Below are 12,208 nucleotides of genomic sequence, written 5' to 3'. Positions count from 1 at the left end.
GGGACCGGTGATGCCCGTCCTTCGCTCCGGGGTCGCTGCGGCCGCGCTCATGCTGGCCCAGCCGGCGTCTGCCGAACACGAGAACTACACGGTCAAGGACGCCGAGGTCGCGGTCCCTGCCAATGCCGCGCCCGGCGACATCAGGCGCGTCATCCAGTCCTTCCCGAACTGGACGCTGATCTGCGACGAGAACCTCAAGGCGCGCTCGCGGGTCTGCAACGTCACGCAGACCTTCGTGGACAGGCAAGGCGGCCCGGTCTTCAGCTGGACGCTGGCGGCGAGCGAGGACGGCAAGCCTCTGCTCATCTTCCGCGCGCCGCCGTCGGTGGGCCTGTCGGGTGTCATCAAGCTGCGCCATGCCGGCGCCAAGCGCACGGTCAGGGTCCGGGTCAGGGCCTGCGACGAGACCACCTGCGTGGCGATAACGCGGCTCGGCGCGGGGCTGCGCGAGCAGATCGCCCGCGGCAGCGTGGTGCGGCTGTCCTACGAAGCCGACCACAAAGCGTCCTTCGAGGCGCCGTTGGCCGGATTGAAGGACGCGGTCGCCGCCATCGACTGACGGCCGTCGCGGGCGATCAGCGCTTGGCTGCGTAATAGGCGACGCGGCGCTCGAGATAGGCGAGGAACTCCGAAATCGTGAAGGCGAGCCCGAAGAGCACGATCAGCACGGCCCAGAAATGGCCCATGAGGAAGTTGCTCGAATAGAGTTCGAACAGCGCGCCGAAGCCGACGATCGAGATCAGCAGCTGGCCGATGATGACGCCTTTGACGGCGCGGATGATGCCGATCCTGACGCCGCCGAGAATTTCGGGCAGGGCTGCCCAGAAATAGATCTTGAAGAAGGCCTCGAGCGGCGAGGCGCCGAAACTGCGCGCCATGTCGATCAGCGAGCGGTTGATCTGCATCACGCCGACGCGCGCATTGAGGATGATGATCCAGATCGCAAACAGCGTCGTGGTGATGATGATCGACGTCATGCCGAAGCCGAACAGCACCATCAGCACCGGCACCAGCGCGGTCAGCGGTGCCGACAGGAAGATGTTGACCCAGGGCAGCAGCAGCTCGTCGAGTAGCCTGCTCTTGCCCATCATGATGCCGACGGGAATGCCGATCAGGATCGCCACCGCGACGCCGCCCAGGAAGGCGTAGGCCGTCTCGTAGAGCGCCTTCAGGAAGGCCGGGGTCGGCAGGATCCTGACCAGCGTCACCACCACTTCCGAGAGCGGCGGCACGAAGAAGGTCAGGTGCATCTGGCCGATGATCTCCCACAGCAACGCCCAGATCAGCAGCGAGGACATTGCGGGAAGCCTGTATCCGAATGCGGTCATGTCCCGGCCCTACTCGGCATAGGTGCGCAGCGAGGACCAGATCTGGTCGACGATGTCGAGATATTCGGGGTCGCGGCGGATGTTCTCGACGTCCTTCTCGCGAAAGCCCGAGGGGCGGATCACCTCCGAGACGCGGCTTGGCCGCGGCAGCAGGATGGCGATCTGGTCGGAGACATAGACCGCTTCCTCGATCGAGTGGGTGACGAAGATGAAGGTCTTGTTCTCGTTGCGCACCAGCGCCAGAAGATCCTCCTGGAACTTTCTCCGGTTCTGCTCGTCGACCGCCGAAAACGGCTCGTCGAGCAGCAGCACCTTGGAATCCACGGACAGGGCGCGGGCCAGGCCGACGCGCTGGCGCATGCCGCCCGACAGTTCGTGCGGATAGCTCTTCTCGAAGCCGGAAAGCCCGACATTGCCGATGTATTTCTCGGCGATTGCCTCGCGTTCCGATTTCGGCACGCCGCGCAGTTCGAGGCCGAAGGAGACGTTGCGGATGACATTCGCCCAGGGCAGCAGGGCGAAATCCTGGAACACGAAGGCGCGGTCGGGGCCGGGCCCGCTGACCGTCTTGCCGTTGACCTCGATCTCGCCGGCGCTTGGCTCGAGCAGGCCGCCGATGATCTTCAGCAGCGTGGTCTTGCCGCAGCCGGAGGGTCCGAGCAGCGAGGTAAGCTCGCCGCGCGGAAACTCCAGCGACAGGTTCTTCAGGGCTTCGACCGCGCCGTAGTTCTTCGACACATTGCGCACCGAGACGGCGCTGTCGAGAGGGGCTGCGCCGGACGATGCGGCGGCGGGTTTAGTCTGAGGCATAACCACGGTTGTTCCCTTCGAACAGGACATTCTCGAGTCGTTCCAGCAGGTTCAGGAACAGCACGGCGAGCAGGATGATGGAGAAGATGGCGGCATACATGCTCGGATAGTCGGCCACCGAGCGGCTGTAGCTGATGATGTCGCCGACGCCGGTCGGGGTGATCTTGAGCTCGGCCAGGATGGCGCCGATGAAGCCGGCCGAGATGCCGAGCCTGAGCCCCGAGAAGATCACCGGCGAAGCGGCCGGAATGACGATCTTGTAGATGATGGCGCGCTCGCCGGCGAGGAAGGAGCGGCCCATCTCCTTGAGAGAGACCGGCGTGTTGCGCACAGCGCCCGCCGTGTTGAGCACGATCACCGGCATGGCCATGATGCAGACGACGAAGACCTTCGAGGTCAGGCCGATGCCATAGGCCATCACCAGCAGCGGGATCAGCGCGGCGAGCGGTGCTGCCTGCATGACGATGAAGATGGGCGAGAACAGCCACTCGAAGCGCGCGCTGAGGCCGATCCAAAGGCCGAGGCCGATGCCGAGCACGGCGGAGATGGCGACGCCCAGCACAAGCGGCTTCAGCGTTTCGGCATAGGCCTTGAACATGGTGCCGTCGAGCGTCAGCCGGACGAGCGCCTCCATCGATTCCAGGAATGTCGGGAAGGCGTAGGACACCGGTATGCGGCCGGCGATCTCCCAGGCGCCGAACACGATGGCGGCGGAGAGCAGCTTGAGCAGCAGGGGTCTGTGTTGCATGTACGGGTCCGGTACTGGGGTAAGCATGGCGGCCGCCTGTCGCTGCGCGACGGGCGGCCGCCAATCGGGTTACTTCGCGGCCGCGTCGAGCGGCGCGAGGTACCAGAAGTCCTCGATGTTGAGGGTCGCCGGGTCACCCTCCAGCTGGCCGGCCGCGGTGTACCATTCCATGTCGGCCTTGGCCGCCTTGCGGCCGCCGCCATTCGCATCGTAGAGGCCGCCCTCGACCGCGTCCTTGTAGAAGCCGTCGAGCTCGGCCAGGATTTCCGCCGGCAGCTGGCCGATCGGGCCGTTCGGGTCGGTCTCGCGGCTGATGATGGTCGGGTCCTTGGTCATGTCCTGCCAGACGCTGGCCAGCGCCTTGACCAGGATGTTGACCTGGTCCTCGTTCTCCTTGATCCAGTCGAGATTGGCGAACAGTGCCTCGTCGCTGGCGTCGACGTCGAACATCGGCAGCACGTTGAACTTGTCGGAGGCCTCGGCCATGATCTTGTTCTTGTTGGACAGGTCGAGAATGGTCGCCTCGGCCTGGCCGGCCATCATCGCCACCACGCGGTTGGCCGAACCCGGCACGTAGGAACGGTCGCCGAGCTTGATGCCGGTGCGCTCCTCGATGACGTTGGCGATGGAGTCCGTGCCGCCGCCGCGCGAATGCAGCATGATCGGCTGGCCGTCGAGGTCCTCCAGCTTCTCGTACTTCTTCGTCGTCACCGGGAAGAACTTCAGCTTGGACAGCTGGAAGATGATCCGAAGCGGCGCCTTGGAGCGCTGCATGGCGGCGTAGGGCGTGCCGAAGCCGATGTTCATCTGGCCGCTCAGCACCGCCTGGATCGCCAGTTCCTCGTCGGCAAAGGCGGTCCATTCATAGTCGAGGCCGTTCTTCTTGGCGCGGTCGAGCGCCACGAAAAAAGCGGCCATCTCGTCGGACGGCGTTTCGGCGAGCGCGATCTTCAGCGTCTCGGCCCAGGCCGTCGACAGGGTCAGGCCGACGGCCAGCGGAATGACGGCCGCGAGGCCGGTGATCTTCTTGACTAGGTTTTTCATGTTTCTCCTCCCTGAGAACACTGTTGAAAACGTCTGTCCTTTGGAGACGCGGCTTGTCGTTCGTCCGCCTCCATTTGCGTGCTGTGCGCCTCAAACCTCCCCGAAAAGACGTGCAGCGACCGAGCGCAGGTGACTGCGCATGGCCTCGTAGGCGAGGTCGGGATCGCGCTTCTCGATTGCGGCGCTGATCGCCTCGTGCTCGCGAAAACTCGAATGGTCGGCGGTCGGCTTCTCCGACTGGCGCACGACGCTGCCCCAGGCGACGGCGCGGCGCACCACGTTCAACTGGTCGAACAGCGACAGCAGCAGCAGATTGTCGCTGGCCTCGGCGATGGCGCGGTGAAAGACGTCGTCCTGCGTCTCGTAATCCTGCCAGTTCGACGCCGAATGGGCGCGCTCCATGGCGACGTTCATGTGGGTCAGGCCGGCGCCGGAGGCGTTAATCGCGGCTTCCTTGGCGATGGCCGGCTCGATGGCGAGGCGCGCCCGCATCATGCGAAAGGGCGTGAGCTGGCGGCCGAGCTCCACCAGCGCGCCGCCCGAGCTGCGGCCATTGGCGGCGGAGGCCACGAAGGTGCCCTTGCCGACATGGCGCCAGATGGCGCCTTCGCGCTCGAGTGCGTCGAGAGCCTTGCGCAGCGTGCTGCGCGTCATGCCGAGCTCATCGGTCAGCTCGCGCTCGGGCGGCAGCCTGCCGCCGGCCTTGTAGCCGCCCTCCGCAATGAAGGAGCGCAGCCGCGAGACCGGGTCGTTGATGTCGATTGCCTTCAGCTCTGCAAGCACGACTTGCTCCGATTGGTTGACCAATTTTTACAGATACCTGCCGGAAAACCCGATATTACCTGAAAATTCGATGCCTTTGTCCGACATTTTTTGTATTGGCTGCGATTGATCTTAGCACGGCACTGGCCTATGACAAGGCCTCAATTATGGCTCCTGCATGAGGTTTCGATGTCCAGCTACGTGATCCAGACGCCACCCGTCGTGTCCATTCCAGTGGCTGGCGGCGGCCAGTTTCCGGTTCGCCGCGTCTACTGCATCGGCCGCAACTACGCCGCCCATGCGATCGAGATGGGCCACGATCCGAACCGGGAATCGCCCTTCTTCTTCCAGAAGAATCCCGACAATCTCGATCCTTCGGGAGAGTTTCCCTACCCGGCGCATTCCTCCGACGTGCATCACGAGGTCGAGCTGGTGGTGGCGCTGAAGTCGGGCGGCACCAACATTCCCGTCGAGAACGCGCTCGACCATGTCTGGGGCTATGCCGTGTCGCTCGACATGACGCGCCGCGACCTGCAGGGCGAGGCCAAGAAGCTCGGCCGCCCGTGGGAGATCGGCAAGGCCTTCGAGCGTTCCGGCCCCGTCGGCGCGCTCAGGCCCGCCTCCGAGGTCGGCCACCCCGACCACGGCCGCATCGAGCTCAAGGTCAATGGCGAGGTGAAGCAGGAGGGCGACATGAACCAGATGATCTGGAAGGTGCCCGAGATGATCTCCTACCTGTCGGAATATTTCGAGCTGGCGCCGGGCGACATCATCATGTCGGGCACGCCGTCGGGCGTCGGCCCGGTGTCGAAGGGCGACACGATGGAAGCCAGCATCGAGGGGCTCGGCAGCCTGACCGTCAAGGTCGTCTGAGCGCTCCAAACCCTTTTCGGGCGGTCTCGGCCACAACCGGCCGGGCCGCCCGTAACCTTTTGCTAACCTTCGTTACGAAGAATCCCCGCCGTACAGGATTCCGTTAACCGCCTTCGCTGACCTCGCGGCTTATTCTGGAGCATCATCACTCAAGCACGTGTGTGCAAAGATGTTCAGTCGCTTTTGGAATGACCGTCGCGGAAATTTCCTCATGCTGACCGGCGTTGCTATGGTCCCGATCATGGGGGCGCTCGCGATTGCAGTCGACTACAGTGAACTCTCTCGCGAAAAACAGGCCGTCCTCGCAGCCCTCGATACAGCCGGCGTCGCCACCGCGCGTCGCTTCGTTGAAGGCGCGACCGACGAGCAGCTGAAGGTCTACGCGAAGGAATTCTTCCAGACCAATCTCAGCCATATCGATCCGCTGAACACCACGCTCGAGGTCGAGATCCCGAGCGCCACCACCGGTGGCGGAACGCTGAAGCTCACCGCAACGCTGGTCTATCATCCGATCTTCCTACCAACATCGGCGATGATGATCGGCCGCAGTTCGCATGCGACCAACGTGGACGTGCGGGTGACCTCGGAAGTGCGGCTGAAGAACACGCTCGAAGTGGCCATGGTGCTCGATAATTCGGGCTCGATGGACTATATCGGCACCGGTTCGGGCAAGAAGCGCATCGTGCTTCTAAAGGAAGCCGCCAAGCAGCTGGTCGACACGATCGCCGGGCAGGCGGCCCAGGTGAAGCAGGTCAACAAGCCGGTGCAGTTCTCGCTGGTGCCCTTCGCCGCCTCGGTCAATATCGGACCCGACAAGGCCAGCAAGTCGTGGATGGACCAGGACGGCATCTCGCCGATCCACCACGAGAATTTCAACTGGGCGGCCTTCACCGCGAGCAACAAGCTGGTCACCAAGATCGGCGGCGTGTTCTACAAGAAGGGCAGCGCCTGGGGCAGCGAAGAGAACCAGAAGGTGACCCGCTTCCAGCTCTATAACGACCTGAAGCGGACCGTCACCCAGACCTGGAATGCCCAGCAGACCTGCACCGCCACCTACAGCAACGGGTCCTGCAAGACCTGGGCCGGCGGCTATGATTACACCTACGCCTCCTATGCCAGCTGGGGCGGCTGCGTCGAGGCGCGGCCGAGCCCCTACAATGCCAACGACGCGACGCCGTCCAAGGGCACGCCGGCAACGCTCTTCGTCCCGATGTTCGCGCCCGACGAGACCGACCTCAAGGACAGCAGCAACCGGTCTGCCGAGTCGAACTGGTGGTCCGATCTGACGACCAGCACCAACAACACGACGCGCCAGACCTACACGCCGAAATACTATACGCCGGCGCCGCTTGGCACGGCTGCTGCCACCGGCAGCAACGGCCCCAATGCCAGCTGCACCACCAAGCCGATCACGCCGCTGACCGACATCGGCACGGCGGCGGGCGTCGCCGCCATCAAGGCCGCGATCGACGACATGGCGGCCGGCGGCGCGACCAACGCGCCGGAGGGGCTGGCATGGGGCTGGCGCACCGTGTCGGGTGGCGAACCGTTCACCGAGGGCCGGCCGGACACCGAGAAGGGCAACGACAAGGCGGTGATCCTGCTCACCGACGGCGCCAACACCTATTACACGCCGTCATCGCTCGGCTATAACGACCTCGCGGCCAACAAGTCGATCTATTCGGCCTATGGTTATGCCGGCCGCACGCCGACCGGCTACTCCGCGCCGCGAATCTTCCAGAGCGTGCCGGCCTCGATCAGCAAGACCGACTATTCGAACGCCAACTACACCAAGGCGCTCAACGCCCAGTTCGACACGGTGTGCTCCAACGCCAAGGCCAGCAATGTGCTGCTCCTGACCGTGGCGCTCGACCTCGATTCCAATAACTCCACCGAAAAGGCGCAGATCGACGCGCTCGAAAGCTGCGCCTCGGAATCGCGCTTCCGCAAGGGCGCCGACGGCAAGCCGGCGAAGCTCTTCTGGAACGCCAAGGGCGGCAATCTCGCCGACACGTTCAAGGAAATCGCCAACGAGTTGTCGAACCTGCGCATCATCGGCTAGTCGCACCCGGCCCGGCTTGGGCCGGGCCTAGCGGCGCTTCGGCTTTCTCGCGGCCTCGGCGTCGAGGTTCTGCGCCACGGCCTGCCCGACCAGGGCCTTGAAGGCCGCCGCGTCGATCTCGGCGTCCTCGAATATGTCCAGCGCCCGGCGCGTGCCGCCGTCCAGGCTGGCGTTGAAGACGCCATTCCGGTCGTCGAGTGCCGCCCCCTTGGCAAAGGTCAGCTTCACCTTGTCCTTGTAGGTCTCGCCGGTGCAGATGATGCCGGCATGCTCCCAGACCGGCACGCCGAGCATGCCGTTGGAGGGCTTGCGCCACTTCACCGTCTCTTCGACCGCCGGGTCTGCCTCCCTGATCAGCCTGCGCATGCGTGCAAGCGCCTCGCCGCGCCAGTCGCCGAGGGCGGCGAGGCGCGCATCGATCAGTTCGGAGGGGGGTTGGTCGGGCATCGCACGGTCCTCCTTTTCACCTGACATGAATGCCCGACTTTAGAGCTTCGCGTCACCGGTCAAAGGGGGAATTTTCCGGGGCGTCCGGGAGCCATCCTGGACTGACCGCCGGGGCGGAGCGCATCCGCTCAGGACCGCTCGGAGCGCGGCTCGTTCCAGCCCGACCGATGGGCCAGCGTGTCGATCTCGCCATTGGCCGCGTAGCGCACCTCGCGCAGCAGGCGGATCGCCGGCTTCATCAGGAACAGCACGGAGCCGGCAATGAAGAGATAGGTGCCGAAAGCCTTCGTCTCCTCCGACAGGAAGAGCAGGCTGCCGGCGAGGAAGCAGATTGCCGCGCCGACATCGACGACCGTGTACCAGAGTTCGTAGGCGGCATAGATGCGCTTGCGGCGCTCGGTCTGTCCGGGGTCGTGGTAGTTCAGCAAGCGCGACAGCATGGTATGTCCCTTGCGGGTCCGGCCGGGTCGAGACCCGGCGCCCGGTTTGGCGTTGGTTTCCTGGCGGGGCAACTCAAAGCCCTGCCAGGAGTTCCATGCGTTTTCAGCCTGTGGGGGCAGGGCCTGCAAGGCCTGCCGGCCTCAAGAGAAATAGAGGCCGCCATTGATGTCGATGCAGGCGCCGGTGATGAAGGCCGCCTGGTCGGAGGCGAGGTAGACGGCAAGATTGGCGACGTCCTCGGACGTGCCTTCGCGCTTCAGCGGCGTGATGCCGGCAACGTGCTTTCTCACCTCCGGCTTGGTGAAGATGTTGTGGAAGTCGGTGTCGATCATACCGGGGCAGAGCGCGTTGACGCGAATCTTCGGGCCAAGTTCCTTGGCCATGCCGCGCGTCATGGTCAGCACCGCGCCCTTGGAGGCGCCATAGGCGACAGCGCCGCCGCCGCCGCCATCGCGTCCGGCCTGCGACGACATGTTGACGATCGCCCCGCCTTCGGGAATGTGCGGCAGGGCCGCCTTGATCAGCAGGAAGGCAGACGTCGTGTTGAGGTCCATTACCGCCTGCCAATGCTCGAGCGTCATCTCGGAGATTGTCTTGCGCGCGATGATGCCGCCGGTGATCGGCATGACGATGTCGATCTTGCCGTATTCCGCGACAGCGCGGTCGACGAAGGCCTGGACATCAGCCGGCTTGGTCATGTCGCCCTGCATGGCGAAGGCCTGTCCGCCCGCCGCGACGATTTCCTTCACGGCGCTGTCGGCGCCCTCGCTGCTGCTGTGATAGTTGATCGCCACCTGCGCGCCGGCCTCCGCCAGCCGCATCACGCAGGCCCGGCCGATATCGCGTCCGCCGCCCGTGACAATCGCGGTCTTTCCCTTGAGGTTCATTCTCTCACTCCGGTTTGAATTGTCGTTCTGGCGCGCTCAGCGCGCGTCGTTGGTGCCCTCGAAAACGCGCTTGCGGGCGTTCTCGACATGGCTGCGCATCGCAATGCGCGCCGCCGCCGGATCCTTGTCCCGGATCGCGTCGAAGATGGCGTAGTGCTCGCGCTGAACCAGTTCCAGCCGATCGCGCGGCTTGGTCAGCGACAGGTTCCTGGTCATGTTCATGCCGGTCAGGATGTTGGACTTCATCGAGGTCCGCGCGACGGTGAAGTAGCGGTTGTCGGAGGCCTCGCAGACGGCGACATGGAAATCCTCGTCGGCGTCGACGCCCAGTTCGCCGGCCTCGATGCAGCGGTCGAGTTCCTGAAGCGTCACCTTCAGGCGCGCCAGGTCCTGCTCGGTCCGGCGCAGCGCCGCCAGGTAGGCTGCCTCGCCCTCGATCGCGGCCCTGAACTCGAAGGTGCGCTGGATGTCGGCGACGGAGCCGAGCGGCGCAAACTCGAGTGCCGCCTTTTCCGGTCGCCGCAGCACGTAGGAGCCCGAACCCTGGCGCGAGACGATCACCTCGTCGGCGCGCAATTGCTTGAGTGCCTGCCGAAGCACGGGGCGCGAGACTTCCAGCACGCTGCACAGCTCGTGCTCGGACGGCATCTTGTCGCCGACCGCTATCCGGCCCTCGGCGATCATCGCCAGGATCCGCTCGTAGACCCAGTCGGGCAGCGTGCCGTCGCGAAGCAGGCGGCCAGGCCGGCTTGTTGCTGTTGCGGGGTCACCGGCTACCTGCCTCTTGCCTGTCGCCATGCCTTGAATTCATCCATTGTTGCGGCCCCGGTAGGCGGATAGAGACCGTAGCTCGAAGCGCCCGCCTTCACCCTCTCCATGACATAGTCCTCGAAGACCGTCATCTCGGCCGCTTCGTTCGCCACTTCGGCGGTGATCTGCGCCGGGATGCAGACGACCCCCTCATTGTCGCCGACCAGCGTGTCGCCCGGGAACACCGAGACGCCGCCGCACGCCACGGGATCGTTGACCGCGACGGCGTGGTGCTTGGTCAGGTTGGTCGGGGCGCTCGGCCTCTGGTGATAGGCCGGCATTCCCAGTTCCGCAATCTCCGGCGAATCCCTGAAGCCGCCATCGGTAACGATGCCGGCGCAGCCGCGCGCCTCGAGCCGGGCGGCGAGGATGCAGCCGGCCGATGCCGCGGTCGCGTCGCCGCGCGAATCGATGACGAAGACGGCGCCGGGGGGACATTCCTCGACGCCCTTGCGCTGCGGGTTGTCACGGTCGGCGAAGGAAGCCAGCACGTCGAGATCCTCGCGCGCCGGTATGTAGCGCAGCGTATAGGCGAAGCCGACCATGTTGGGGCCGGGGCCAAGTCGGCCCAGCCCCTGCAGGAAGACGTTCCTGAAGCCGCGCTTGAACATCACCGTTGTCAGCGTCGCCGTGCTGACGCCCATCAGGGTCTCGCGAGTCTCGTCCGTCAGCCCTGTCACTGGGTTTCCTTTCAGTTTGATCTGTTGCGCCTGCATGCTCAGAACAGCCCCGGCAGCCACATCGAGAAGCCCGGCACGTAGGTCACCAGCAGCAGGGCCGCGAGGATGGCCAGGTAGAAGGGCCAGATCGTGCGCACCGCGTCCTCGATCTTCACCTTGCCGACCGCGCAGCCGACGAACAGGCAGGTGCCCACCGGCGGCGTGCACAGGCCGAGCCCGAGGTTGATCAGCAGCATGATGCCGAAATGCTCGGGCGCCATGCCGAGGCTCTTGGCGATCGGCAGGAAGATCGGCGTGCAGATCAGGATCAGCGCCGCCATGTCCATGATCATGCCGAGCAGAAGCAGGATCAGGTTGATCATCAGGAGGATGACGTACTTGTTGTCCGAGATCGAGATCAGCAGGTCGCTGAGTTTCGCCGGCACCTGGTAGAGCGCCAGCAGGTAGGCGAAGGAACTCGCGAAGGCGATCAGGATCATCACCATGGCCGTCGTGCGCACCGACGAGGTCACCGCGATGATGAAGCCGCGCCAGCTCAGGCTGCGGTAGTAGAAGGTGGTCAGCAGCAGCGCGTAGATCGCGCCGAAAGCGCCCGACTCCGTGACGGTGAAGACGCCCGACAGCGTGCCGCCGACGATGATTACCGCGGTGACCAGCCCGGGCAGGGCGTCGAGCGCTGTGCGCCCGAGGGCGGCGCGGCCGGGAAAGGGCTCGGCCGGGTATTTGTGCTTCACCGCCAGCACGTAGGCCGCGATGGCGAGGCAGAGGCACATCAGGACGCCCGGTACCACGCCGGCCAGGAACAGTTTCGAGATCGAGATGCCGCCGCCGGCGGCAACCGCGAAGATGATCATGTTGTGGCTCGGCGGAATGACGATGCCGGCGATCGACGACGTCACCGTCACGTTGACAGCGTAGTCGGGCCGGTAGCCGCGCTCCTTCATGACCGGGATGAGCAGCGAGCCGAGTGCGGAGATGTCGGCGATGGCCGAGCCCGAAATCCCGCCGAAAAGCATGCTGGAGAAGATGTTGACCATCGCCAGGCCACCCTTGAAGTGGCCGACCAGCGCCGAGGCGAAGCGTACCAGGCGCGCGGCGATGCCGCCATGCAGCATGATCTCGCCGGCGAAGACGAAGAATGGGATGGCGAGCAGGGAGAACACCGTGACGCCGGCCATGGCGCGCTGGAAGGTCATCAGCGTGGGGAAGCCTTCGAACAGGAAGGCGGAGGCCGCAGCGATGCCCATGGCAAACGCGACGGGCATGCCGACCACGACGCCGACGGCAAAGACGCCGAGCAGGATTGCGAGACCCAT

14 protein-coding genes are annotated in these 12,208 nt (G+C 64.9%); 3 read left to right on the top strand and 11 right to left on the bottom strand.

Going from position 1 to position 12,208, the window contains the following annotated elements; translation table 11 throughout:
* Positions 1 to 10: 10 nt before the first annotated feature.
* Positions 11 to 559: an invasion associated locus B family protein gene (locus ACT2BZ_RS01420; RefSeq protein WP_457938752.1), complete on the top strand. Its 549-nt coding sequence runs from the start codon at positions 11 to 13 to the stop codon at positions 557 to 559.
* 16 nt (positions 560 to 575) lie between these two features.
* Here the strand turns inward: ACT2BZ_RS01420 and ACT2BZ_RS01415 are convergent, their stop codons facing one another.
* The 5 genes from ACT2BZ_RS01415 to ACT2BZ_RS01395 all read right to left on the bottom strand — a co-directional run bounded on the left by ACT2BZ_RS01415 (position 576) and on the right by ACT2BZ_RS01395 (position 4,713).
* Positions 576 to 1,328, bottom strand: coding sequence for an ABC transporter permease (locus ACT2BZ_RS01415; RefSeq protein ID WP_457938750.1), 753 nt, complete (start codon positions 1,326 to 1,328; stop codon positions 576 to 578).
* 9 nt (positions 1,329 to 1,337) lie between these two features.
* Positions 1,338 to 2,138: an ABC transporter ATP-binding protein gene (locus ACT2BZ_RS01410; RefSeq protein ID WP_457938749.1), complete on the bottom strand. Its 801-nt coding sequence runs from the start codon at positions 2,136 to 2,138 to the stop codon at positions 1,338 to 1,340.
* Complete coding sequence (locus ACT2BZ_RS01405; RefSeq protein ID WP_457938747.1) at positions 2,125 to 2,886, bottom strand: ABC transporter permease; 762 nt, start codon at positions 2,884 to 2,886, stop codon at positions 2,125 to 2,127. The genes ACT2BZ_RS01410 and ACT2BZ_RS01405 overlap by 14 nt, the downstream gene beginning before the upstream one ends.
* Positions 2,887 to 2,955: 69 nt before the next feature.
* On the bottom strand, positions 2,956 to 3,930 hold the full coding sequence (locus ACT2BZ_RS01400; protein ID WP_457938745.1) for an ABC transporter substrate-binding protein: 975 nt from the start codon (positions 3,928 to 3,930) through the stop codon (positions 2,956 to 2,958).
* 90 nt (positions 3,931 to 4,020) lie between these two features.
* On the bottom strand, positions 4,021 to 4,713 hold the full coding sequence (locus ACT2BZ_RS01395) for a FadR/GntR family transcriptional regulator (protein WP_457938743.1): 693 nt from the start codon (positions 4,711 to 4,713) through the stop codon (positions 4,021 to 4,023).
* A 168-nt stretch (positions 4,714 to 4,881) separates the two neighbouring features.
* Here ACT2BZ_RS01395 and ACT2BZ_RS01390 point away from each other — a divergent pair, with 168 nt between their 5' ends.
* Both ACT2BZ_RS01390 and ACT2BZ_RS01385 read left to right on the top strand, forming a co-directional pair.
* Positions 4,882 to 5,565: a fumarylacetoacetate hydrolase family protein gene (locus tag ACT2BZ_RS01390; RefSeq protein WP_457938742.1), complete on the top strand. Its 684-nt coding sequence runs from the start codon at positions 4,882 to 4,884 to the stop codon at positions 5,563 to 5,565.
* A 211-nt stretch (positions 5,566 to 5,776) separates the two neighbouring features.
* On the top strand, positions 5,777 to 7,627 hold the full coding sequence (locus ACT2BZ_RS01385; protein WP_457938741.1) for a hypothetical protein: 1,851 nt from the start codon (positions 5,777 to 5,779) through the stop codon (positions 7,625 to 7,627).
* 27 nt (positions 7,628 to 7,654) lie between these two features.
* On the opposite strand, the gene ACT2BZ_RS01380 is transcribed toward ACT2BZ_RS01385, so the two are convergent.
* From ACT2BZ_RS01380 to ACT2BZ_RS01355, 6 genes are all read right to left on the bottom strand, one after another.
* Positions 7,655 to 8,074 (bottom strand): DUF1801 domain-containing protein, encoded by a 420-nt coding sequence (locus ACT2BZ_RS01380; RefSeq protein ID WP_457938740.1) that lies wholly within the window; start codon positions 8,072 to 8,074, stop codon positions 7,655 to 7,657.
* 128 nt (positions 8,075 to 8,202) lie between these two features.
* Positions 8,203 to 8,514, bottom strand: coding sequence for a YrhK family protein (locus tag ACT2BZ_RS01375; protein WP_457938739.1), 312 nt, complete (start codon positions 8,512 to 8,514; stop codon positions 8,203 to 8,205).
* 141 nt (positions 8,515 to 8,655) lie between these two features.
* Positions 8,656 to 9,402, bottom strand: coding sequence for an SDR family NAD(P)-dependent oxidoreductase (locus ACT2BZ_RS01370; protein ID WP_457938738.1), 747 nt, complete (start codon positions 9,400 to 9,402; stop codon positions 8,656 to 8,658).
* Positions 9,403 to 9,438: 36 nt separating this feature from the next.
* Positions 9,439 to 10,200 (bottom strand): FadR/GntR family transcriptional regulator, encoded by a 762-nt coding sequence (locus ACT2BZ_RS01365; protein WP_457938737.1) that lies wholly within the window; start codon positions 10,198 to 10,200, stop codon positions 9,439 to 9,441.
* Complete coding sequence (locus ACT2BZ_RS01360; RefSeq protein ID WP_457938735.1) at positions 10,176 to 10,892, bottom strand: ribonuclease activity regulator RraA; 717 nt, start codon at positions 10,890 to 10,892, stop codon at positions 10,176 to 10,178. The genes ACT2BZ_RS01365 and ACT2BZ_RS01360 overlap by 25 nt, the downstream gene beginning before the upstream one ends.
* Positions 10,893 to 10,930: 38 nt before the next feature.
* A complete protein-coding gene (locus tag ACT2BZ_RS01355; RefSeq protein WP_457938734.1) occupies positions 10,931 to 12,208 on the bottom strand; it encodes a TRAP transporter large permease in 1,278 nt (425 codons plus the stop codon).

Source organism: Mesorhizobium sp. 10J20-29 (genome assembly GCF_054130485.1).
Note: the sequence above shows the minus strand (reverse complement) of the source record. Positions and strands in the feature narration are given on the sequence as shown.

What these genes read in the sequence shown, in the direction of transcription:
- ACT2BZ_RS01420 (WP_457938752.1), top strand. Translation starts at nt 11, where the DNA reads ATGCCCGTCCTTCGCTCCGGGGTCGCTGCGGCCGCGCTCATGCTGGCC.
- ACT2BZ_RS01415 (WP_457938750.1), bottom strand. Translation starts at nt 1,328, where the DNA reads ATGACCGCATTCGGATACAGGCTTCCCGCAATGTCCTCGCTGCTGATC.
- ACT2BZ_RS01410 (WP_457938749.1), bottom strand. Translation starts at nt 2,138, where the DNA reads ATGCCTCAGACTAAACCCGCCGCCGCATCGTCCGGCGCAGCCCCTCTC.
- ACT2BZ_RS01405 (WP_457938747.1), bottom strand. Translation starts at nt 2,886, where the DNA reads ATGCAACACAGACCCCTGCTGCTCAAGCTGCTCTCCGCCGCCATCGTG.
- ACT2BZ_RS01400 (WP_457938745.1), bottom strand. Translation starts at nt 3,930, where the DNA reads ATGAAAAACCTAGTCAAGAAGATCACCGGCCTCGCGGCCGTCATTCCG.
- ACT2BZ_RS01390 (WP_457938742.1), top strand. Translation starts at nt 4,882, where the DNA reads ATGTCCAGCTACGTGATCCAGACGCCACCCGTCGTGTCCATTCCAGTG.
- ACT2BZ_RS01385 (WP_457938741.1), top strand. Translation starts at nt 5,777, where the DNA reads ATGCTGACCGGCGTTGCTATGGTCCCGATCATGGGGGCGCTCGCGATT.
- ACT2BZ_RS01380 (WP_457938740.1), bottom strand. Translation starts at nt 8,074, where the DNA reads ATGCCCGACCAACCCCCCTCCGAACTGATCGATGCGCGCCTCGCCGCC.
- ACT2BZ_RS01375 (WP_457938739.1), bottom strand. Translation starts at nt 8,514, where the DNA reads ATGCTGTCGCGCTTGCTGAACTACCACGACCCCGGACAGACCGAGCGC.
- ACT2BZ_RS01370 (WP_457938738.1), bottom strand. Translation starts at nt 9,402, where the DNA reads ATGAACCTCAAGGGAAAGACCGCGATTGTCACGGGCGGCGGACGCGAT.
- ACT2BZ_RS01365 (WP_457938737.1), bottom strand. Translation starts at nt 10,200, where the DNA reads ATGGCGACAGGCAAGAGGCAGGTAGCCGGTGACCCCGCAACAGCAACA.
- ACT2BZ_RS01355 (WP_457938734.1), bottom strand. Translation starts at nt 12,208, where the DNA reads ATGGGTCTCGCAATCCTGCTCGGCGTCTTTGCCGTCGGCGTCGTGGTC.